Here is a 22978-nt window from a genome sequence, read left to right on the forward strand (position 1 = left end):
TTACGAAAGTGTAAGTTGCGTTATTTACCGGCAGAATTTATTATAAGTTTAGTGTAAAAAATAAAGTCAAATTGGAAGGAAAGACTTATGATCAGATCGGCGAAACTTGCGTGTGGCGGTGCGGTTGCACTTATGCTGCTTGGAGGTATGATCTGTCCAGCTATGGCGGAAACGAACACAGATAGTGCATATGGACGGGTTGAACAGAGGATAATTGAAAATAACCCTGATTTTGATATACAGCTAAAGTATGGACTCAATGGATATGCGGTAAATGACAGAGGCAGTGTTATCAGGCTGGATATTGTGTGCGACACAGATTTTGCGGGAAATGTGTCTGTACAGACGAGCTATTCCGAAGGCTTTGGCACGAAGAATATGACATATGCCAGAGATGTGGAATTAAAGGCAGGAGAAAATACAGAGCTGGAATTCTGTGTCGATAATATGGGCTCCGGTATAGCAAAGGTTGAGATCAAGGACAGTGACGGAGAGCTGGTGTACTCAGAGCGGGATTCACTGAGTATAGAGGGCAATGATATGGTAGTTGCGGTGGGCGTGATGAGTGATAGACAGGATGCCATGTCTTATATAGAGGATGTCTCCATGGACAATGTGTATGATAATGCAAAGGTAGAGACTGTTGCATTATCACCCTCAGACATTCCTGAGTCCGAGGAGGGACTGGAGGCTATAGAGTACCTGTTGGTGGATGATTATGATCTGTCGGGATTGTTAGAGAAGCAGAGTGCTGCCATAAAACAATGGGTGTACAGTGGTGGAGCTATGATACTGGCCAAGTCGTCAGATGAAAATGAACTCAGCAGCTTTGACGGCGATTTTGTCTCCGCTGTGAATGACACACAGAAGGTACATGAGCTGGACGGCTCAGATGGGTACTATCTGAATATGGGATATGGCAGGATCGTGGTGCTCCCGTATTCGCTTGCACAGACGGATGAGAAGGATAAGACTGCCCAGGCGCAGGCTGCTCTGGAGGCAGGCTTTACGGATATGACACAGAACTGGATCGATGGAGGCTGGTATTATGGTGGCACATATTATGGATATGATGTGGCAAATGCAGCCAACAAGAGAAGCACCCCGTCACCTGTTGTCATTATGCTCGTGCTGATCATATATATCATTGTGTGTGGTCCTGTGGCGTACATCGTCCTCAGCAGGCTCAAAAAGAAGGAGCTCATATGGGGAGTTATCCCGGTATGTGCAATTATCGGTACAGGTGCCATATATATGGTAAGCCTCAAGTACAGAGTTACAAAGCCTATCGGACTTACATTTGTGGCTGCGGATATAAGCGGTGATACCAAGCGGGAGGATGCATATTCATATATAATAGGCGGCAGATCAGGCCAATACAAGATAGACATCAACAGCAAATATTCCAACATCGAGATGGATGATTCCATGGAATCCAGCTTTTATGACAATCTCAATGCGGTAAAAAATGATGGAAAAGATGGCGTTACACTGAATTATTACAGCAATCGTTCATTTGGCACTATATCAGCTAATGCAAGCTTTGCTGGAAGCAACGATATTGGAAGAATTCGGAAGAATTTGACATTATATACAGATGGCTTTGAGGGAACATTGACAAATGACACCTCGTACGATGTGGAGAATCTTGTGGTCATGTCCGAGGGATATTATTATGTTGCTGATGTCCTGAGAGCGGGAGATACCATACGGATAAGCAGGAAGAATACCCACAAATTTGACGGCGGCTCCATACTTGACGGAATGAGATCATATTACACGAAGAAGTATGGTGAGGATTATTTCGGAGATGATGAATCGTCGGCGGAATGGTCCAGAAATTATTACATGCAGCTCCGGCTTGCCCAGTACAGTAGACTCGCTGCAGATGACGGCGTTGTGGCTGTGTGGGGAACCATACAGCGGGATCCGGATATGATGAGTGATGCCGATACGGAAAATTATGGCAGCTATATGGTATACGACATAGATACCCTTAAATATGAGGATGTGGATGGAGTTTATTATTACAGCATTTATGACAGGGATGAGAATGGAATCGGCGGATCAGATTATGGTGATGACGATCTGTTGATGTATTCTGAAACCGTGGACGTTAACATCAGATTTGGCAAGAATGATGATATAACGGAACTGATATACGATAAGACCCAGGCGGGAAGCGGCAAGAACAAGGTCGTAGTGCAGATGCTCAACAGAGAGACCGGCGAATATGACACGGTATTTGCCGATGGACAGACGATCATAAAGGGGCAGGAACTTGACAAATATATGTCGGACGGATGCCTGGCTATGAGATTTATATCTCCTCAGCAGGGAGATTATTATGTGGACAGTTACCTTCCACATATCAGTGCGAGGGGAGGTGTCCGGTAATGGTTGATATAGAAGAACTCACCAAGAGATATGGAAAGTTTGTTGCGCTCGATCATATGAACCTTCATATTGATAAGGGCGAGATATTCGGATTTGTCGGACCAAATGGTGCCGGTAAGACGACAACCATGAGGATCATGTGCGGACTCCTTAAAGCCACATCGGGAAAGGTCACCATAGACGGTGTAGACGCACTTGGCAGACCTGCGGATGTGAAACGGAAGATAGGATATGTTCCTGACTTTTTCGGTGTGTACGACAATCTGAAGGTCATGGAGTACATGGATTTTTATGGCTCCATGTACGGCATGAGCAAGCGGGAAGTGGAGAAGGTCGCAGATAAATATCTGGAGCTTGTCGCCCTTCAGGATAAAAAGGACGAGTTCGTCGACAGCCTTTCAAGAGGTATGAAGCAGAGACTCTGTGTAGCAAGAGCGCTCATACATGATCCCGAGCTTCTGGTGCTCGATGAGCCGAGTTCGGGTCTGGATCCAAGGTCAAGACATGATATGAAGAATATACTGCGTGATCTGAAGGAGATGGGCAAGACCATCGTGATAAGCTCGCATATTTTGCCGGAGCTTTCAGAGATGTGTACGAGTATAGGTGTCATAGACCACGGAAAGATAGTGGCCAGCGGAAGCGTGGATGAGATTGTAAATGGTGATAAGAACATGCCTCCTGTAAGGATAAAGGGATATATGTTGGGACTTGATGCGGAGGCCTCAGCCAACAGGATATCTGTCATTGTGAAGGAAAGATTCAATGTGGATCGCATAAGTATACAAGATGGAGAAATTCTTGTCTATTATTCAGGCACGAGGGAGTCTGACGCCGAGCTTCTCAGAAGTCTTGTGGACAACGGTGTGCACGTTCATCAGTTTTTCAGGGAGAAGGAAGATCTGGAATCCCTGTTCCTTAAGATTACGGGAGGTGAGAATCGTGGCGCGAAGAACAATTATTAATCCCATATTGAAGAAGGATATTCTGGTAAATGCGAGAAGTGCCAGAATGGTCGTGACGATAACAGTCATCAACTGCCTGTTTGCGCTGGTTGTCGGAATGCTCTTCATGACGAGCAGAGGCTCAGCATATCAGGTATATTATTCAAATATTGCACAGATGTTTCCTGTGCTTGCGGTGTGTGAGCTGTGCATAATAGGACTCATAGTTCCGATAATCACATCCACCTCGATATCCGGTGAGAGGGAGAGACAGACGCTTGAGATCATGCTGACGACTCCGGTAAGACCTATATCGATAGTTGCCGGAAAGCTCTTGTCGGCAGTTGCCACCACGGCAATGTATGTCATAGCAACTCTTCCGTTTATGGCGGTTGCATTCATAGTTGGAGGAATGGGCTGGGACGAACTGTTCAAATACCTTGGAATGGTTCTCTTTATAGATATATACGTTGGTAGTATCGGAATATTTTACTCCTGCGTGAAGAGAACTTCTGTGTCGGCGGCCATATCAACCATAGTGACTATAGCGGCTGTTGTGTTTTTATCATATGCGATAGGAGAAGTTTTTGAATCCATGATGTATATGTCGGACGGTTCAAGAAGCAGTTATGCTGCTTATATGATGGGAAAGGCAGTGTGCTATGCAGTCAATCCTGCCATATGGATAGCAGAAAATTTCATCAGATTGCTCAAGGATGAATCTGTGGTGGAAACCATGACGGGATACGGTAAATACACGAATTTCGTGGTGGATCATATGGCCGTGATCTCAGTGTGTGTGAATCTTGCAGCATCATTTGTGCTGCTTAAGGTGGCTTCGGTGAAGCTGGTTAAGGGCAGTAGAAAAAGGGAAAAGTCAAGGATATGATATTCCAAACAGGTATACAAAATGGAGTTTGACTTGTGTTTGATTATGGGATATCCTTTTTAGTGTAATATGTGCTCCGATGGAGAGGCTGCTCGGCAGAGCAGGAAGGAGCACTTGCTTATGTATAGTAAAGTATTAAGTGGACTTGTACAGGGAATCGACGGGACGCTCATATCAGTGGAGACGGATATACACGATGGGCTTCCCGTTATGAATATGGTCGGATACCTGTCCTCCTGCGTGAAGGAAGCAGGAGAACGGGTCCGGACTGCACTGCGCAATTCCGGTTTCAACATTCCTCCGAAGAGAATAACGATCAATCTCTTTCCGGCGGATATCAGAAAGGAAGGCACTGCCTTCGATCTGCCCATCGCAGCGGGTATGCTGGCGTCCATGGGCGTTATTCCAACAGACAATATAAAGAACATACTTATCCTTGGAGAGCTGGGGCTTGACGGACATGTGAATACGGTGAGCGGTGTGCTGTCCATAGTTCACTCTGCGTACAGCGAAGGTGTGAGGAGCTGTATAGTGCCGGCGGGAAATTCCAGGGAGGCCGCCATTATACGTGGGATGACTGTTATACCGGTCACAAGTATAGGAGAGCTGGTCGATCACTTGAGTGGTATACAGACCATAGAGCCTGAATATGTTGATGTAGAAGCCATGCTGGATACGTCAGGGGATGAAGCTGAAGTGGATTTCTCTGAGGTAATGGGGCATGAATCCCTTAAACGTGGAGTGGAGATAGCCGCGGCGGGAATGCACAACATACTCATGACAGGCCCCGCCGGGGCAGGCAAATCCATGATAGCCAGACGTATCCCGACGATACTTCCGAGACTCAGCCTTGAGGAGAGTATAGAGATAACGAAGGTGTACAGTGTGGCGGGGCTTCTGGATGAATCCTGTCATATAATAAACCGCCGTCCATTCCGGGCACCTCATCATACGATATCCCTGCATGCCCTGTCCGGCGGCGGGCATAATCCGAGACCAGGAGAGATAAGTCTTGCACACGGTGGTGTGCTGTTTCTCGATGAGCTGCCGGAGTTTAACCGGAACGTGCTCGAGGTCATGAGACAGCCCCTTGAGGACGGTGAGGTCAGTATATCAAGGCTTGGTGGAATATACAGATTTCCTGCGGACTTCATGCTGGTTGCGGCGAGAAATCCATGCCCCTGCGGACAGTACCCGGATATGAACAGGTGTACATGCACGGTCAGGCAGATCAGGAATTATAATGCCAGGATAAGCAAGCCTCTGCTTGACAGGATAGATATAAATGTGGATGTTAGGAAGGTGGACTGCAGACAGTTATTTGGTGGCCGGACAGGGAAGAATTCAGCAGAAATGAGGGAGAGTGTGCTGAGAGCCCAGAGGATACAGAGTGAAAGGTTCAGCGGTGAAAATATACGGTTCAATTCCCAGATGGATTCGGCATTATGCAGTAAATATGTAGTGCTTGACGGCGAGGCAAAGAATTTCATGGAGGACTGTTTTGCCGATATGGATATGACTGCGAGAGGAGCATACAGGGTACTCAAGATAGCCAGGACTATTGCGGATCTCGATGGAGATCCTGAGGTCGGGATAAAACACCTGAGAGAAGCGGTGTTCTTCAGAAATGCGGACATTCAGGGAGGTGTGTGACATGACGGAGGAATTACTTTATCTCTGGTTTGGGATGATAAGCAGGATGACTCACACTGTGAAGATGAACGTTGCCATGAAATACGGAGGTATAAGAGGACTGTGGAACACTTCTGAGGAACAGCTTCGGGATGAACTCACACAGGCTCAGGCTGACGGATTCCTTGAACACAGGGATGCCGGGAAAGTTGCGGCATATGCAGAGGAGCTTCGAAGAAATGACATTACATATATTTATCCGGGACATAAGCTGTATCCCGGGAAGCTGTATGATATACCGGATCCCCCAATGCTTCTGTTTGCAGCAGGGGATGTGGATGTGCTGGCGGATCTGGACCCTGCGGTTGCGGTGGTAGGGGCAAGAAAGGCCTCTGTGTACGGAAGGGAAGCTGCCGACAGGCTGTCGGGGGAGCTTGCAGCATCAGGGGTTACTATAGTCAGTGGAATGGCACTGGGAATAGATGGCGCTGCGCACAGAGCTGCCATGAAGGCCGGAGGAAAGACTGTGGCTGTGCTCGGAAGTGGTATAAATGTTCCGTATCCGAGGGAGAACTATGATATATATCACGACATAAGAAATGGCGGCGGAGTAGTGCTGTCGGAATGTGGGCTTGACATAAGACCGGATGCTTTCAGATTCCCGTACAGGAACAGGATAATCAGTGGACTTTCGTCCGGTGTGCTCATCGTTGAGGCGAGGGAAAAAAGCGGTTCTCTGATCACTGCGGACCAGGCGCTGGAGCAGGGGCGGGAAGTGTATGCTGTTCCCGGGAGGATCACGGATTCGGGCAGCAGAGGCTGTAACGGACTTATCAGAATGGGGGCGGTGTGTGTCACACAGGTGGAGGATATACTTGATGAAATGGGCATAAACCGAGCTGAATCAAAGGCGTTTAACAAAAATTTACTTGCGCCTGCAGAGAAAAAAGTGTATAGTTGTGTACGTTTGGAATCAAGGCATATAGATGATATATGCTTCGAGACTGGGATTTCAGTGTCTGAGGTGACTCAGATATTGTATGAATTAGAACAGAAAAGATTAATAAAACAGTTGGTAAGAAATTATTATGTCAGAGCCTGACCATGAAAATGAACACTGCCGGAAGATGCTCTGGGATGATAAGAATTACAGGAAACCTACAGAAAGGACAGATAGCTATGGCAAAAAATCTTGTTATTGTTGAGTCTCCAGCTAAAGCTAAGACAATAAAAAAGTTTCTTGGATCAAACTATGAGGTGATTGCTTCGAATGGCCATGTGAGAGATCTGCCAAAGAGTCAGATGGGAATAGACGTTGATAATGATTTCGAGCCCAAATATATCACTATAAGGGGTAAAGGTGATATCCTTGCCGCTCTGAGAAAAGCGGTTAAGAAGGCTGACAAGATCTATCTCGCAACTGACCCGGACCGTGAGGGAGAGGCTATATCCTATCATTTGATGAAAGCACTTAAGCTGGAGAATAAGGATTACAAGAGAATTACGTTCAATGAGATTACAAAGAATGCGGTAAAGAATTCTATAAAGCAGGCAAGGGACATAGACATGAACCTTGTGGATGCCCAGCAGGCGAGACGAGTGCTCGACAGACTTGTTGGTTACAAGATCAGCCCGGTTCTCTGGGCAAAGATCAAGAGAGGTCTTTCTGCCGGACGTGTACAGTCTGTTGCACTCAAGCTCGTGTGTGACAGGGAGAAGGAGATAAATGATTTTATCCCACAGGAATACTGGACACTGGACGCGAATCTGACCGGCGGCAAGCTCAAGAAGCCTATCACGTTCAAGTTTACCGGAGATGGTAAGAATAAGGAAGAGATATCAGGCAGAGCGGCACTCGATGAGATACTCAGCGGTCTTCAAGATGGAGAGTACGTTGTAAAGTCCATAAAAGAGAGTGAGAGAAACAAGAAGGCACCGCTGCCATTTACAACAAGTACGCTGCAGCAGGAGGCTTCATCGAAGCTCAATTTTGCGACATCCAAGACGATGAGGATCGCACAGCAGCTCTATGAGGGAGTTGATATCAAGGGCCGTGGAACGATAGGTCTCATAACATACCTGAGAACAGATTCCACTAGAATATCAGAGGAAGCAGTTGCTGCTGCTGACAAATATATAACGGACAATTTCGGTGATATATATATTGGCGATTCAAATGGACGCGCCAAGACAGATAAGAAGATACAGGATGCTCATGAGGCTATCAGACCTACAGATGTGACTCTGTCACCGGTCATGGTAAAGGAACAGCTCTCAAGGGATCAGTTCAGACTGTATCAGCTCATATATAATCGTTTCCTTGCAAGCCAGATGGCGGGGGCGGTATATTCTGTCAAGAGTGTAAAGGTAAGCTGCGGCGATGCGACATTCCAGACATCCGCATCAAAGATAGCATTTGACGGATTCCTTGCTGTATACAATCTGGACAATGACAGAGGAGAGACAGTTGCGGGAATCAACAATCTTGCTGAGGGCGATGTGCTGGAGCTTGACGGCCTTGAGGAGAAACAGCATTTTACACAGCCGCCTGCAAGATATACAGAGGCATTGCTTGTCAAGACATTGGAGGAGCTTGGAATTGGAAGACCAAGTACCTATGCTCCAACCATATCGACCATACTTGCGAGAAGATATATAACGAAGGAACAGAAGAAGTTATATGTGACAGCCATAGGTGATGCGGTTAACCAGAGCATGGAGCAGGCGTTCCCGGTTATCATAGATGTGAATTTCACGGCTAACATGGAGTCCCTTCTCGATAAGATAGGAGAGGGAACCGTGGACTGGAAAGTGGTTGTCCGCAATTTCTATCCGGATCTCGACGAGGCGGTGAAGAAGGCGGAGGCAGAACTTGAGTCCATCAAGATAGAGGATGAGGTGTCCGAGGAAGTGTGTGACGTGTGCGGACGAAACATGGTCATCAAGTATGGTCCTCACGGCAAATTCCTGGCGTGTCCTGGATTCCCTGAGTGCAGATTTACAAAGCCGTTCTACGAGAAGATAGGTGTTACCTGTCCTAAGTGTGGCGGAGACGTGGTCATCAAGACGACGAGAAAGGGTAGAAGATACTATGGATGTATCAATGCACCTGAGTGTGATTTCATGTCATGGGCAATGCCAAGCAATGAGAAATGTCCTGAATGTGGAAAGTACATGATAGTAAAGGGCAATAAGCTGGTATGCTCAGATCAGGAGTGTGGTTATACCTGCAACAACAAGGCGGCGGAGACTGCTGATAAATAATTAAGATATAAGATATGTGACAGACAGATTCCTAATTGGAGACAATTAGTGAATTTGTCTGTTTTTTTGTTGAATTGTAGAAAAATTAAAAGAAGTGTATGGTTGTCATAATTATTAAAATTGTGTCGAAAAAAAGACTGACCACTATATGTTGTGGCTGAAAAATCCAGTAAAATCAACACTTTCTTAAATCTTTGTTTTTAGGACAACTTTACATAAAATATGGTTGTTATGTTAATCTTGTTGTGGTAGAATCACAAATAGTCATAATATTTCGAGCAAAAGATACTTTTTGTTACATAAAAAAATGGAGGATAACTTATGAGTGTACAATTGTTAGATAAAACACGAAAAATCAACAAGTTATTGCACAATAACAATTCACATAAGGTTGTTTTTAATGACATTTGTGATGTGCTCAGCGACATTCTTGCTTCAAACGTGATGGTAATAAGCAAGAAGGGCAAGATACTCGGACTCAAGAACAGAGAGGATATTCCGGAGATCCATGAGCTCATTGAGGGTAAGGTAGGAAGTCTCATAGACAACATGCTCAACGAGCGTCTTCTTCTCGTCCTGTCCACTAAGGAGAATGTTAATCTGACGACACTTGGATTTGATGGAAAGGATATAGACAAGTATCATGGTCTGCTCCTTCCTATTGATATAGCAGGAGAGAGACTTGGAACTCTGTTTCTGTACAGACTTCAGACTGAGTACGATATAGATGACATCATTCTTGGCGAATATGGAACCACCGTTGTGGGACTTGAGATGATGCGGGCGCTCAATGAGGAGAATGCTGAGGAGAACCGCAAGCTGGCCATAGTGAGATCAGCGATCAACACTCTGTCGTTTTCAGAGCTGCAGGCGATCAAACACATTTTTTCCGAGCTTGACGGCGAAGAGGGAATACTGGTGGCAAGCAAGGTCGCAGACAGGGTAGGCATAACAAGATCGGTTATAGTGAATGCACTCAGAAAGTTTGAGAGCGCAGGTGTTATCGAGGCGAGATCATCGGGAATGAAGGGCACGTACATAAAAGTGCTGAATGATGTGGTGTTTGATGAACTGAAGAATGCCTGAGAACAGAATTATAAATACATCGAAAAGGAGAGACGTATATGATACCGGCAATAGTGACATTGATAGTAGGTGTAGCGATAGTGATAGTAAGCTTTTTCTTCACTGACGGTCCAAAAGAGAATACAGAGAATTCTGTGATGGATGAGAGCAGGGAGAATCTGGAGAAGAAGCTTGATGAGTATTGTGACAGCCTTGTAGAGAAGAAGAAGAATGAGCTGAAGAAACAGGGCGAAGCTGTGAAATCAGACATGAAAAAGGGCCTTGATGAGGTCAGGGAGTCATCGAAAAAAGAGCTTGCTGAGATGAGAGAGAGTTCAAAGAAGGAAATGAGTGAGCTCATGGACAGCACAAGGAAGGAGCTGGATGAGTTCAGAGCCGGCACAGTCAAGGCAAATGAGACAGCCCAGGCTGATACCCAGAAGAAGATAGATGATGCAGTCAAGGCATACGAGGAGGGTATAGAGGCTGCAAAGAAGAAGATGCAGACAGAGCTTGAGGCTTGTGAGAAACAGTTGTCAGAGAAGGCCAAGAAGCAGATGATAGATTACATCAACCAGAGCCTTAAGGATGCATACGAGGCATATGATCCGGATGATACCAGCGAGAAAGAGCCTGTGACATACGATGAGCCTGAGACTGTAGATACTTCCGAGTCAGAGCCTGCGGAGGCAGATAACGGATCAGAGAAGACTGAGCCGGATGTAGAGAAAGCTCAGTCAGAAAATGATTCTCAGGCAGCAGATAAGACAGAGACAGCAGATGGAGCTGAGACTAAAGCTGATGCTGAAGCAGAAGCAGAAGATGACGTAAAGACATACGGTATCGCTGACAATGATAAGTCGGAGACATCCGAGGGTGAAGCGCAGAAAGAGAATACCGAGTCAGAGAGCAGCACTGAGGCTGCTGCAGATGCAGAGGCTGCCGAGAAAGCAGTCAGTGTGGAGGATGCACCGGTAACAGACAGTGCATTTACAGTGGTAGAGGCTGAAAATCCTGAGAAGGCAGCCGCAGCGATCGCTGAGAATAACAATGCTGCCAGATCTAGAAACAATCGTTCAAAGAAGAGAAAAAAGAAGAAAGCCGCTCAGAACAAGGTTGTTGATATATGGGATGAAGGCACAGATGTAGAGTCACAGGTTGCAGATCTGCACAAGAAGGGACTCAGCATCATGGAGATCGCAAACAAACTTGGAATAGGAGTTGGAGAGGCTAAGGTTATGATAGACAAGATCAATGAGGCTGACAAATAGTAATCAGTCCGGGAGGTAAGCTATGTATAAAAAAAGTTATTTCAGAGGCCTTGGTACAGGGCTGGTGATAGGAGCACTTACCATGACTGTTGCGTTTAATTTTGGAAATGCCGGAAAAACTGATTCAGGTCAGGGCAAGACGGCGGTCGTAAGTCAGCAGCAGGATAAGAGCACAGAGGATTCTTCCACAGAGACGACAACAGAGAAGAAGACTGAGGATAAGACGACAGAAAAGACAACGACACAGAAAGTAACCACGGAAAAGAATGCCAATGCTGATAAGACTACAACAGAGACAGGCAAGTCAGAAAATGGCAAGAGCGATGCAGAGAGCGGCAGCGGAAGCAACAGTGGTACGACCGGAAGCTCCGACAAGTCAAATGGAACCGGCACAACAGATAACAACGGAGGTCTTTCTGATAAGACAGAGAGAGTTCCATCTGCCAAGGACAACGGCTATACAGAGGATAAGAATTCGCAGACCGGTTCAGGAAGCAGCACAAATAAGACTACCGAGGCGGCGACAGAGGCTGTGAAAGCGAGTGCCATCAAGTATGACAATGGCGGCGGAGAGATCACATTTGGATCTGGAACATCTGCATACGAGATATGTCAGCTCCTGGCACAGATAGGGATAAGGGATGCGGATGAGTATTATGACTGGCTGCTCAGGTCAGGATATTCAGGCAGTCTTGTGCCTGGAACATATACATTCACCGGCAATGAGACAAATGGCGGAATAGTATGGATACTATTAGGTAATCAGTAAAGATACGAGAAAAGGGAGGAGTAATCAATTATGGGAGACAATATGAATAATGAGGAGATGGGATATCCGGGACAGCGTTTCAGTGCGGGTAGTGGTAGTAGTAGTATGGATCCGTTTGCGCCAAATCCGGCAGCCTTGCAGTATGTACCGAATGAATTTGGAATAACTCACAGTGAGACCAGTCCTATGTACCGGTATAACAATCCGGCTGAACCGGATAGTGGAGCTGCCTCACAGACGGACAACTATTATCCGGGACAGCAGTACGGTCAGAATCATCAGTATGGCCAGAACCAGATGTATGGTCAGAATCCACAGTATGGCCAGAACCAGATGTATGGACAGAGTCAGCCATATGGCCAGGGCTACGATCAGGAGACTATGAATCCACAGGGGAAAAAAGCAAAGAGTTCCGGATCAAATGTTCTGGCAGGACTGGTAGGAGCGTTTCTTGGATCACTGGTCGGAGTTGTGCTCTGGCTTGTTGTGTATAAGCTTGGTTATATCGCAGGCATATCAGGAGCGGTTATGGTCATATGTGCCATGATGGGGTACAACAAGTTTGGAAAGAAACTTGACCTGAAGGGCATAATAATCTGCGTAGTGTTGTGTATAGGAATGATATACATTTCAGAGAGACTGAGTGTCAGCATGGAATTATATCAGGAATTTAGTGATTATGGATATGATGTGAGCTTCTTTGACTGTTATAAGAGTATGTATGATGTGCTGGATGCTGCAGATACTATGAGTTCATTCTGGGGTGAGCTTGCGGTCGGTTATCTTCTGTTTGTTGTAGCCAGTGTTTCATATATAATAAACAGCATCAGGACAAGAGCAAAATAGAACACGGACCGGCAGACAGAATACTTCTTATAAAACATATATTTTCAGAAAAAAGTGCTTGAATGCACTTTTTTTTTGTGTTACAATGTCGATTGCGTGAGTGCGCATAACAAATATACATGCTGGTTGATAGTTGGCGTGGTGCCTGTGCTCGGGTGGTCCAAAGAGTTGATGCCGGCAGAAGATTTTAACCATGGAGGTAGAAAAAATGAGCGTTATTTCAATGAAGCAGTTATTAGAGGCAGGTGTACATTTCGGACACCAGACAAGAAGATGGAACCCTAAGATGAAGCCATACATCTACACAGAGCGTAATGGTATCTACATCATCGATCTTCAGAAGTCAGTAGGAATGGTTGACGATGCTTACAATGCAATCGGTGATTGTGTTGCAAACGGTGGAACAATCCTTTTCGTTGGTACAAAGAAGCAGGCTCAGGACTCAATCAAGAGCGAGGCAGAGCGTTGCGGTATGTACTATGTAAATGAGAGATGGCTTGGAGGTATGCTTACAAACTTCAAGACAATCCAGACAAGAATCGCTACTCTCAAGAAGTACGAGGAGATGGAGCAGGACGGTACATTTGACGTTCTTCCTAAGAAGGAAGTTATCCAGATCAAGAAGGAGATGGAGAAGCTCGAGAAGAATCTTGGCGGTATCAAGAACATGAAGAGAATCCCAGACATGATCTTCGTTGTTGATCCTAAGAAGGAGAGAATATGTATCCAGGAGGCTCAGTCACTTGGAATTAAGCTTGTTGGTATCGCTGATACAAACTGTGATCCAGAGGAGCTTGATTATGTAATCCCTGGTAACGACGATGCTATCAGAGCTGTAAAGCTTATCGTTTCAAAGATGGCAGACGCTGTTATCGAGGCTCAGCAGGGTGTTGATGCTGATTCAGTAGATGAGGCAGAGGCTGAGGAGGCTGCAGAGGAGTAATCTGTAGTTGATATTGATCATCATTGATTATAATTAATAAATGATTATAAAAGGTAACGGGGTAATATAAAAAGTATTATCCCGTGACTTTTAAAGAGACATATACAGGCTGAAAAAGCTTTAATAAAACGACATAACCATTATTATGATATGTCAATATTCAAATTTGGAGGTAAAATAAGATGGCAATCACAGCAGCTCAGGTTAAAGAGTTAAGAGAGCTCACAGGTGCCGGTATGATGGATTGCAAGAAGGCACTTGCAGAGACTGATGGTAATATGGAAGCAGCAGTAGATGTACTTCGTAAGAGCGGTGCAGTTAAGGCTGAGAAGAAGGCAAGCAGAATCGCAGCAGAGGGTATCTGCCGTGCAGCAGTTAATGGTACAACAGGTGTTGTTGTAGAGGTTAACTCAGAGACAGACTTCGTTGCTAAGAACGAGATATTCCAGACATTTGTTCAGCAGATCGCTGATCAGGCACTTGCTTCATCACTTGTTGGTGGCAAGGATGGCGAGGATGTTGAGGCACTTCTCGGAGAGAATGGTCTTAAGGAAGCCCTTGTTGACAAGACAGCAACAATCGGAGAGAAGTTATCATTCCGTAGATTCCAGAAGCTTTCAGGCGATGTAGTAGTTGACTACTTACACGGCAATGGAAGAATCGGTGTTATCGTAGCTGGTAACGGCGCAAGCGATGACGCTGCTAAGGAAGCACTCAAGAACGTAGCTATGCAGATCGCAGCTATGAACCCACAGTACATCAGCAGAGCTGATATCTCAGCAGACGCTATGGCTAAGCTTAAGGAGATCACAGTTGACAGTGCACTTAATGCACCTGATACACTTCCAAAGCCAATCCTTAACAAGCTTATCGCAAAGGCTGTTGACGGCGTATGGAGCGCAGAGGATGTAGCTATCTACGAAGAGAAGAAGAGCAACATGAACTTCTTATTCAACTTCCTTTCAAAGGAAGCAAAGGCACAGCTTGCAGAGCTTGCTATTGCTGATAAGGATGTTATCGTTGCAGATAAGATCTTCAATGGTCTTGTTGAGGGACGTATCTCAAAGCAGGTTAAGGAGATCAGCCTTCTTGATCAGGTATACGTTAAGGCTGAGGATGGCAAGCAGACAGTTGCCAAGTACCTTGAGTCAGTTAACAAGGATCTCAAGATCGCCAGCTTCGTTCGTTTCGAGGTTGGAGAGGGAATGGAGAAGAAGAACGAGGACTTCGCAGCTGAGGTTGCTAAGCAGATGAACGTTTAATCATATCCCGTATCTGAATATATGAATAATTGCCTTGCGGTTGGCTTTTGAGCTGGCCGTGGGGCTTTTTTATTGTCTGTTTCTGTTGATATCCGGCACTGTATAAAATATAATCTATGTAATTGCGGTTCAGATGATTGCAAACGAGCTGAGTAACGAGCAGGGACACATAGAATCGGCATCCGGGCTTTTGGTCGACCTTATGCTTGACGGTGTGGAGGCAGGGAAGCGGGTATGAATGCCCATCTTGCCAAGCCTATAGATATAGACAGACTTGTCCAGACAATTGTTGATGTCATGAAGGTTTAAGCTTTATTTAAGCTTGAGGGGTATAATACGAATTATAGATGGTTTGCGTGATATCTGGTGGAGACCATAATAATATGAGACGGAGATAAGATTATGAGATTGCTTCTTGCGGAGGATGAGAAAGCGCTTTCAAGCGCGCTTCAGGTTATATTGAAGCACAACAATTACTCAGTGGACGCTGTGTATAACGGACAGGATGCCTATGACTACATTATGGCAGGGGTGTATGACGGAGTCATACTTGATGTCATGATGCCAAAGATGGATGGCTTTACCGTGCTGTCAAAGATCAGGGCTGAGGGCTGCGATGTTCCGGTCATTATGCTCACGGCCAAGGCTGAGACTGATGACAAGATCAACGGCCTTGATCTGGGGGCGGACGATTATCTTGCAAAGCCATTTGAGACAAAGGAACTCCTGGCAAGGATACGCGCGATAACCAGAAGAAAGAGTGAGGCGGTCAGCACGGAGATGAAGTATGGCGACTGCACGTTAAACAGCCTGAATTATGAGCTCAGTTCATCTGGTGGAAGCGTAAAGCTGCAGAACAAGGAATATCAGATCATGGAACTGCTGATGGCAAATCAGAATGCGATAATATCAGCAGAGCTTATGATGGAGAAGATATGGGGCTATGACACGGATACGGAGATCAGTGTTGTGTGGGTCAATATCTCGTATCTCAGGAAGAAACTCAGTCAGATAGGCTCAGGGGTGTCCATTAAGGCAGTAAGAAATCAGGGATACACACTTGAGTATAAGGAAGCGGATAGAACATGATAAAGAATCTGAGAAAAAGATTTATATTTGCGGCAATGGCATCCACATTTGGAGTGCTGTTTGTCATAATGAGCATTCTCAACATAGCAAATTATGCCCGCATGGTTTCAAGGGCGGATGATACCTTAAGTGAACTGGTGGATAATAATGGACAGTTTGACCGCAGGGATTTTCTGAAAGAGAAGGTTAAGACCAATGCGGATTCCCAGCCACCTGATAAGCCTGATGGCAAGAGCAATGATAAGTTCTCACCGGAGACACCATTTCAGACAAGATATTTCTCCGTGGTCGTAAGTGATGGGGCTGTTGAGTCCTACAGCCTTGACAATATAGCTGCTGTTGATGAATCGGAAGCCGAGTCGTATGCTTTGAAGATACTTGGGGACGGTTCAGACAGTGGATTTACGGATATATACAGATACAGGGTAGCGGACTGTGAGGATGGAACCAGGATAATATTTGTCGACTGCCGTCAGGAGCTGGAGTCGTTCAGAAATACATTGGTATACAGTGTAGGAGTGTCACTTCTTGGATTCCTTGCGGTGTTCATGCTGGTGCTGTTCTGGTCAAAGAAGATATTCAAGCCGGTGGCTGAGAGTTATGCCAAGCAGAAGCGGTTTATCACCGATGCAAGCCATGAGATCAAGACACCCCTAACCATCATAGATGCAAATACCGAGGTCATAGAGATGGTGAACGGTGAGAGTGAATGGACGAAAAACACCAGGGATCAGGTCAAGAGACTGACAGCTCTCACAAATCAGATGGTGGCTCTCTCCAGACTGGATGAGAATCCTGAACCGAAGGAGAAGGCAAAGTTTGATCTGTCTGATGTGGCGTATGAGGTGATAGATCATTTCTCGTCTCTGTCGGAGGTTCGAGGCAAGAAGATCAGCGCGGATATCGAAGATGGAATAAAGTATGTCGGAGATGAGAATTCCATCAGGCAGCTCATAAGCATACTGGTGGATAACGCTATGAAGTATGCTGTTGAATCAGCGGATATAAGTATATCCTTGAAGCGTGATGGCAGAAAGGTGAAGTTTGTTCTCAAAAACCTCACAGATGGCATGGAAGAGGGCTCTCAGGATATATTGTTTGAGAGATTCTATAGACCTGACAGCTCAAGAAATTCGGAGACCGGAGGTTCGGGAATAGGACTTTCTCTCGCCAAATCGATAGTTGAGTCTCACAAGGGCAGGATAACAGCAAGATGTGACGGGGATGGATACATCACATTCCAAGTTACATTATAGAATAATACAGTGTGTATACGTTAAAACGCTCTGTTCATGATATGAAGTTTACATAACATATCATGGACAGGGCGTTTTCTTTGTATAAGCGTTGGGATTTATTGTGCATATTTGAAAATACATAACATAATATCATTCTGTTGCGCACAAAATTGCACACAAATTGCGCTTAAGTTGCGCTTTGACATATACAAAATACACAAATAATTCTTAAAAACATTGTCTACAAGCGACATGGTAACCAGAACTCAAATATGTTAATATATCAATATGAGGACAAACGGTTGCGCAACTGTTGATCAACATTATTATTGCAAGGAGGAATCCTTGTGATAATGCAGACGCCGCGCGGAGCGCATTGGGATGCGTCTGCGTAATAATACTTATTAGGAGGGCATATATGAGAAGAAAGAGAATTGTAAAGCAGATTGGCTGTGCAGTTCTTGCAGGAGCGCTTATGGTAGGGCAGATCTTTGGATCGGGAGCTTCACTGATAACAGCGAAGGCTGCGGAGAGCTGGGTGGACACACTCAAGGTTGCAAATGGTGATTTTGAAACAGGTGACAGCAGTAACTGGACTATAGAGAGTGGATCGGGAGCTGAGCTTGTTGTAAAAAACGGTGGAAGTAATGTAAACTCCACATATTATCTTAATATCTGGGCTTCAGATGCGGCTGATGTCAGCATCACACAGACTGTAGAGGCTGTTCCTGCGGGAACATACAAGCTGGAGTATGATGTCGAGGGCGATGCCCAGGATACAGGGCTCACAGTATCTGTCGCTGATAAGTCACAGGCTGTTGGAGCCACGACCGGATGGGATGCATGGGCGACAAATGAGACAGAAGAGTTCGTTCTTGAGGATACAACTGATGTCAGCATTTCATTCAAGGGCAGTCTTGCCAAGGGATATTGGGGCAAGATAGACAATGTAAAGCTCTGCAAGCTTACAGACGAGGAAGATGTAGTTGAGCCTGTGGAGGCTGGAATATATGTAGACCGCGTGAGTGATCTCATATACACAGATCTTAACGGAGAGAAGCAGTCATTTATCGAGGGTGTAGACGTATCATCCTATGTGTCACTGAAGAACAGTGGAGTTAAGTATTATGACTTCGATGGCAATGAGCTTGACGATATCGGATACTTCAAGTTCCTTGCTTCATGTGGAATAAATTATGTTCGTGTCCGTGTATGGAATGATCCATATGATGCAGACAAAAACGGTTACGGCGGCGGTAACAATGATTTGGAGACAGCCAAGAAGATCGGACAGTATGCAACAGCAGCCGGAATAAAGCTTCTTGTGGATTTCCATTATTCGGATTTCTGGGCTGATCCTGGCAAACAGCAGGTGCCTAAGGCTTGGGCTGACTTCACTCTTGACGAGAAGGTAGCTGCAGTTAAGTCATACACATCAGAGAGCCTTAAGACTCTGCTCGATGCTGGCGTTGATGTCGGCATGGTTCAGATCGGTAACGAGACGACCAACGGAATATGTGGTGAGACTTCAAAGAACTGGGAAAACATGGCAAAGATCTTCAGCGCCGGAAGTGAGGCAGTGAGAGCCATCGACAAGAATATCCTTGTTGCCATCCATTTCACCAATCCTGAGAGAAGTGGCAATTACGCAAATTTTGCAAAGAGACTTAATACATACAACGTAGACTACGATGTATTTGCATCATCATACTATCCTGTATGGCATGGCTCAACAGACAATCTCACATCGGTTCTCAAGAATGTGGCAGACACATATGGCAAGCTTGTCATGGTGGCAGAGACATCATGGGCATATACACTGGATGATGGTGATGGACATGAAAATACTGTCAGAAAAGGTAAAGATGATTCTACAACTTATGATTTATCAGTTCAGGGACAGGCCAATGAGATAAGCTCCGTTATAAAAGCAGTAAAGAATACAGGTTCTTCAGGAATCGGTGTATTCTACTGGGAGCCTGCATGGCTTCCTGTAAATGTGTATGATTCATCTGCAGAGAATGCAGCAGACGTCCTTGCAGCCAACAAGGAGGCATGGGAGAAGTACGGTTCAGGCTGGGCTTCATCATACGCAGGAGAGTACGACGCAGCAGACGCCGGCAAGTGGTACGGCGGTTCAGCAGTTGACAACCAGGCACTGTTTGACTTCACAGGACACCCACTTGAGTCACTCAAGACATTTGCCTATGTTCACACAGGAACAAAGACAAAGAGAGAGGTAGTCTCAATAACAGTTGATGATGTTGAGATCGAGATAACAGATATTGCAAATGTAGCTCTGCCGACTGCAGCAATAGTAGCTTACAATGATGGCAATTCAGAGAGCGCAGACATCACCTGGGAGGATGGAGCACTTGAGAAGGTAAAGAACTACGGTGCAGGAACATGTACTGTAAAGGGAACTGTGACAGTAAATGATGAGACTGTCGAGGTTCAGTGCAATGTAACAATATTAAAGGAGAACATCCTTGTAAATCCTGGATTTGAGTCAGGAAACGAGGGATGGACCATCGCTGATACAAGCAAGGGATTTGCAATCAAGACAAAGGAAGATTTTAGAAACGGTGCATATTGTGGTCACTACTACAATTCATCAGATTTTGCATATGATGTATATCAGACCATCACACTTGAGCCGGGCGAGTATGTGTTCAGCGCATATATTCAGGGCGGTGCAAATGGAGACAATGATGTATACGAGGTATATGCAAAGGCAGGAGACACAGAGCTTGCATCAGCTTCAGCAGCTCCACAGGGATGGAAGATATGGCAGCATCCTGAGATTAGATTTACAGTGGAAGAGACAACAGAGGTTGTTGTCGGAATGAGAGCAACCGCATCAGGTAAGGCATGGGGAACATGGGATGACGCATATCTCTACAAGGATGCGGATATCACACCGACACCAGATCCAAATCCAGATCCAACACCGGATCCAGATCCAACACCGGACCCATATCCAACACCAGACCCAGATCCGACACCGGACCCGGATCCAACACCAGATCCAATACCAACACCGGATCCAGATCCAACACCAGACCCAACTCCTTCTATTGATACAAGCAAGAATGGTCTTGTGAAGGAGAATGGAAAGACCTACTTCTATAAGAAGGGCGTGGTTCAGGAGAATTACACAGGATTTGTCAGGAGTGCCGGAGTCAACTACTATGTTGTAAATGGCGTGGTAAAGACAGGATACAAGGGACTTGTAAGGAGCCCTAAGACGGGAAAAACATATCTTGTAAAGAATGGCAAGATTTATACAGCATACACAGGTTTCTACAGAAATTCAAAGGGACAGCAGTGTCTCATAATAAAGGGCAAATTTGCAGAGAGCAAGACAGCCCTTGTCAGAAGCACTAAGAATAAGAAGTATTACTATGTAAAGAAAGGTATAATCCAGTCAGGTTATACAGGCTTCTTCAAGAGTACCACAACAGGTGCTAAATGCTATATCTACAAGGGTGTATTCCAGTCAGGCAAGACGGGAATAGTAAAGAGTCCTAAGAATCACAAGAACTACTATGTGAAGAAGGGCAAGATCGCCACAGAAGTTACCGGTATAGTTAAGATATCAGGTTCAAGATATAAAGTAGTGAGAGGTCTTGTTGTCAAAAAAGTAAAATAGTACAGAGTAATACATATATACGATAGTCCGATTGGGGAATACCCGGCCGGACTATTTTATTATTTGTTTATATGTTATTTAATTTTTGTAAGGAACATTAAGAAATTATTTGAAAGTAGTTGAAAAAGTATCATTAAGTGATATAGAATGGATAAGTATTTGTTTATATTATACTAAAACGAGAAAAGGAGAGTAATCATGGACAAATTCTTCAAAATCTCAGAGCGTGGGTCTACAATCAAGACCGAGATCATGGCAGGACTTACAACATTCTTCGCCATGGCATACATCGTTCTGGTCAATCCAAATCAGGTTGCAGGAGAAGGCAGCAATGGCTGGCTGGCAGGGGCAGTTCCAGACATGGCTGGTGAGCTTGGTACAGTATGGAATGCTGTATTCATCGCATCTATTCTTGTTGCAATAGTGGGAACACTTCTCATGGCGTTCCTCGCGGACATGCCATTTGCACAGGCCTGCGGAATGGGACTTAACTCATTCTTCTGTACTATCTTCGTAGCTGGTGCAGCATTTGCAGGTGTGAGTGTTATCAGAGGTTATCAGGCAGGTCTGGTAATAGTATTGATATCAGGTCTCGTATTCCTGATCCTTTCAGTGACAGGACTCAGAAAGTACATTGCAGTTGCAATGCCTGAGTGCCTTAAGAAGTCAATTCCGGCAGGTATTGGTCTGTTCATAGCTCTTATCGGACTGAAGAATGCAACACTTATCCAGGACAACCCATATACATTTGTTCAGTTCTTTGATTTCCACGGTGTGATCACAAGCGCTGGTAGCACAAAGGAGGCTATTGCACAGATCGCACCTCCTATAGTAGCATTTGTAGGATTTATAATAATTGCGATCCTTGCAAAGCTTAATGTAAAGGGTAACATTATCATAGGTATCCTTGCATCTACAGTATTATATTATGTTATGATGCTTCAGGCACCTAACTTTGATTTCTCATCGATCGGACAGTCATTCAAGGATTTCGGTTCAGTCGGATTCCTCGGAGTGTTCCAGGGACAGGCATGGAAGGATGCATTCTCTGCTGAGTATATCGGCGGTGTGTTCTCAGCAATCATGCTTGTTGTCAGCTTCTGTCTGGTAGATATGTTTGATACCATCGGAACTCTCTATGGTGCAGCTTCCCAGGCTAATATGCTTGACGAGAAGGGTGACCCAATGAAGCTTGACGAGTGTATGATGTGTGACTCTATAGGTACTGTATCAGGAGCTATTCTCGGTACATCAACATGTACAACATTTGTAGAGTCAGCTTCAGGTATCGCTGCAGGTGGTAGAACAGGTCTTACAAGTTTGGTTACAGCAATCTGCTTTGCAGTATGTCTGTTCCTCAGCCCTGTTGCCAACATCATTCCATCATGTGCAACAGCACCAGCACTTATCTTCGTAGGTGTACTTATGGCTAAGAACTTTGCAAAGGTTGATATGGAGGATATGCGCTCAGCAGTTCCTGCATTCGTGACATTCCTTATGATGCCACTGACATACTCTATTTCAAATGGTATCGGTCTTGGCGCTATCACATATGTTCTTATCACACTGTTCACAGGCAAGTATAAGAAGCAGGATATCGTAGTGACGATTATTGCACTCTTATTTATAGTAAAATTCGTTTCGGTAACTATGTAATTATTTAGTGACACAAGAGAATTCAAAGCGTTCCCGCATATAAGTGCGGGGACGTTTTTTT

At 45.2% G+C, this 22978-nt stretch carries 16 protein-coding genes; all 16 read left to right on the forward strand.

What is annotated here, in order from left to right; genetic code table 11:
• The first annotated feature begins 87 nt into the window (after positions 1-87).
• The 16 genes from ARA78_RS01585 to ARA78_RS01660 all read left to right on the forward strand — a co-directional run bounded on the left by ARA78_RS01585 (position 88) and on the right by ARA78_RS01660 (position 22917).
• The gene (locus ARA78_RS01585; protein ID WP_055279880.1) at positions 88-2397 is read left to right on the forward strand and encodes a hypothetical protein; all 2310 of its coding nucleotides are present in this window, start codon (positions 88-90) and stop codon (positions 2395-2397) included.
• Positions 2397-3362 carry an ABC transporter ATP-binding protein gene (locus ARA78_RS01590; protein ID WP_022216089.1) on the forward strand — a complete coding sequence of 322 codons (966 nt, stop codon included), beginning with the start codon at positions 2397-2399 and terminating at the stop codon, positions 3360-3362. Before ARA78_RS01585 ends, ARA78_RS01590 begins: the two co-directional genes overlap by 1 nt.
• Complete coding sequence (locus ARA78_RS01595) at positions 3340-4230, forward strand: ABC transporter permease (protein WP_055279881.1); 891 nt, start codon at positions 3340-3342, stop codon at positions 4228-4230. Before ARA78_RS01590 ends, ARA78_RS01595 begins: the two co-directional genes overlap by 23 nt.
• Before the next feature lie 120 nt (positions 4231-4350).
• Positions 4351-5883 (forward strand): YifB family Mg chelatase-like AAA ATPase, encoded by a 1533-nt coding sequence (locus tag ARA78_RS01600; protein ID WP_055279882.1) that lies wholly within the window; start codon positions 4351-4353, stop codon positions 5881-5883.
• A 1-nt stretch (position 5884) separates the two neighbouring features.
• Positions 5885-6964 carry a DNA-processing protein DprA gene (dprA, locus tag ARA78_RS01605; RefSeq protein WP_055279883.1) on the forward strand — a complete coding sequence of 360 codons (1080 nt, stop codon included), beginning with the start codon at positions 5885-5887 and terminating at the stop codon, positions 6962-6964.
• Positions 6965-7041: 77 nt separating this feature from the next.
• A complete protein-coding gene (topA, locus tag ARA78_RS01610; RefSeq protein WP_055280059.1) occupies positions 7042-9126 on the forward strand; it encodes a type I DNA topoisomerase in 2085 nt (694 codons plus the stop codon).
• Positions 9127-9447: 321 nt separating this feature from the next.
• Positions 9448-10212 (forward strand): GTP-sensing pleiotropic transcriptional regulator CodY, encoded by a 765-nt coding sequence (gene codY / locus ARA78_RS01615; RefSeq protein WP_022216094.1) that lies wholly within the window; start codon positions 9448-9450, stop codon positions 10210-10212.
• A 38-nt stretch (positions 10213-10250) separates the two neighbouring features.
• Positions 10251-11462 (forward strand): DUF6115 domain-containing protein, encoded by a 1212-nt coding sequence (locus tag ARA78_RS01620; RefSeq protein WP_055279884.1) that lies wholly within the window; start codon positions 10251-10253, stop codon positions 11460-11462.
• Positions 11463-11484: 22 nt separating this feature from the next.
• Positions 11485-12231 (forward strand): hypothetical protein, encoded by a 747-nt coding sequence (locus tag ARA78_RS01625; RefSeq protein WP_015533522.1) that lies wholly within the window; start codon positions 11485-11487, stop codon positions 12229-12231.
• 30 nt (positions 12232-12261) lie between these two features.
• Complete coding sequence (locus ARA78_RS01630; protein WP_022216096.1) at positions 12262-13077, forward strand: hypothetical protein; 816 nt, start codon at positions 12262-12264, stop codon at positions 13075-13077.
• Between the two features lie 208 nt (positions 13078-13285).
• The gene (gene rpsB / locus ARA78_RS01635; RefSeq protein ID WP_015533520.1) at positions 13286-14020 is read left to right on the forward strand and encodes a 30S ribosomal protein S2; all 735 of its coding nucleotides are present in this window, start codon (positions 13286-13288) and stop codon (positions 14018-14020) included.
• Positions 14021-14202: 182 nt separating this feature from the next.
• Positions 14203-15282, forward strand: a complete 1080-nt coding sequence (gene tsf, locus ARA78_RS01640) for a translation elongation factor Ts (protein WP_022216097.1) — start codon at positions 14203-14205, stop codon at positions 15280-15282.
• A gap of 402 nt (positions 15283-15684) precedes the next feature.
• Positions 15685-16371: a response regulator transcription factor gene (locus ARA78_RS01645; protein ID WP_055279885.1), complete on the forward strand. Its 687-nt coding sequence runs from the start codon at positions 15685-15687 to the stop codon at positions 16369-16371.
• On the forward strand, positions 16368-17627 hold the full coding sequence (locus ARA78_RS01650) for a sensor histidine kinase (RefSeq protein WP_022216099.1): 1260 nt from the start codon (positions 16368-16370) through the stop codon (positions 17625-17627). The genes ARA78_RS01645 and ARA78_RS01650 overlap by 4 nt, the downstream gene beginning before the upstream one ends.
• 400 nt (positions 17628-18027) lie before the next feature.
• Positions 18028-21261, forward strand: coding sequence for a glycosyl hydrolase 53 family protein (locus ARA78_RS14360; protein WP_055279886.1), 3234 nt, complete (start codon positions 18028-18030; stop codon positions 21259-21261).
• A 198-nt stretch (positions 21262-21459) separates the two neighbouring features.
• The gene (locus ARA78_RS01660) at positions 21460-22917 is read left to right on the forward strand and encodes an NCS2 family permease (protein WP_055144107.1); all 1458 of its coding nucleotides are present in this window, start codon (positions 21460-21462) and stop codon (positions 22915-22917) included.
• Positions 22918-22978: the final 61 nt, after the last annotated feature.

Origin of the sequence: Coprococcus eutactus, from assembly GCF_001404675.1 — a bacterium.
GTDB classification, from domain to species: domain Bacteria; phylum Bacillota; class Clostridia; order Lachnospirales; family Lachnospiraceae; genus Coprococcus; species Coprococcus aceti.

Coding starts and splice junctions, on each gene's coding strand:
- ARA78_RS01585 (WP_055279880.1), top strand. CDS start 88: ATGATCAGATCGGCGAAACTTGCGTGTGGCGGTGCGGTTGCACTTATG.
- ARA78_RS01590 (WP_022216089.1), top strand. CDS start 2,397: ATGGTTGATATAGAAGAACTCACCAAGAGATATGGAAAGTTTGTTGCG.
- ARA78_RS01600 (WP_055279882.1), top strand. CDS start 4,351: ATGTATAGTAAAGTATTAAGTGGACTTGTACAGGGAATCGACGGGACG.
- dprA (WP_055279883.1), top strand. CDS start 5,885: ATGACGGAGGAATTACTTTATCTCTGGTTTGGGATGATAAGCAGGATG.
- topA (WP_055280059.1), top strand. CDS start 7,042: ATGGCAAAAAATCTTGTTATTGTTGAGTCTCCAGCTAAAGCTAAGACA.
- codY (WP_022216094.1), top strand. CDS start 9,448: ATGAGTGTACAATTGTTAGATAAAACACGAAAAATCAACAAGTTATTG.
- ARA78_RS01620 (WP_055279884.1), top strand. CDS start 10,251: ATGATACCGGCAATAGTGACATTGATAGTAGGTGTAGCGATAGTGATA.
- ARA78_RS01625 (WP_015533522.1), top strand. CDS start 11,485: ATGTATAAAAAAAGTTATTTCAGAGGCCTTGGTACAGGGCTGGTGATA.
- ARA78_RS01630 (WP_022216096.1), top strand. CDS start 12,262: ATGGGAGACAATATGAATAATGAGGAGATGGGATATCCGGGACAGCGT.
- rpsB (WP_015533520.1), top strand. CDS start 13,286: ATGAGCGTTATTTCAATGAAGCAGTTATTAGAGGCAGGTGTACATTTC.
- tsf (WP_022216097.1), top strand. CDS start 14,203: ATGGCAATCACAGCAGCTCAGGTTAAAGAGTTAAGAGAGCTCACAGGT.
- ARA78_RS01645 (WP_055279885.1), top strand. CDS start 15,685: ATGAGATTGCTTCTTGCGGAGGATGAGAAAGCGCTTTCAAGCGCGCTT.
- ARA78_RS01650 (WP_022216099.1), top strand. CDS start 16,368: ATGATAAAGAATCTGAGAAAAAGATTTATATTTGCGGCAATGGCATCC.
- ARA78_RS14360 (WP_055279886.1), top strand. CDS start 18,028: ATGAGAAGAAAGAGAATTGTAAAGCAGATTGGCTGTGCAGTTCTTGCA.
- ARA78_RS01660 (WP_055144107.1), top strand. CDS start 21,460: ATGGACAAATTCTTCAAAATCTCAGAGCGTGGGTCTACAATCAAGACC.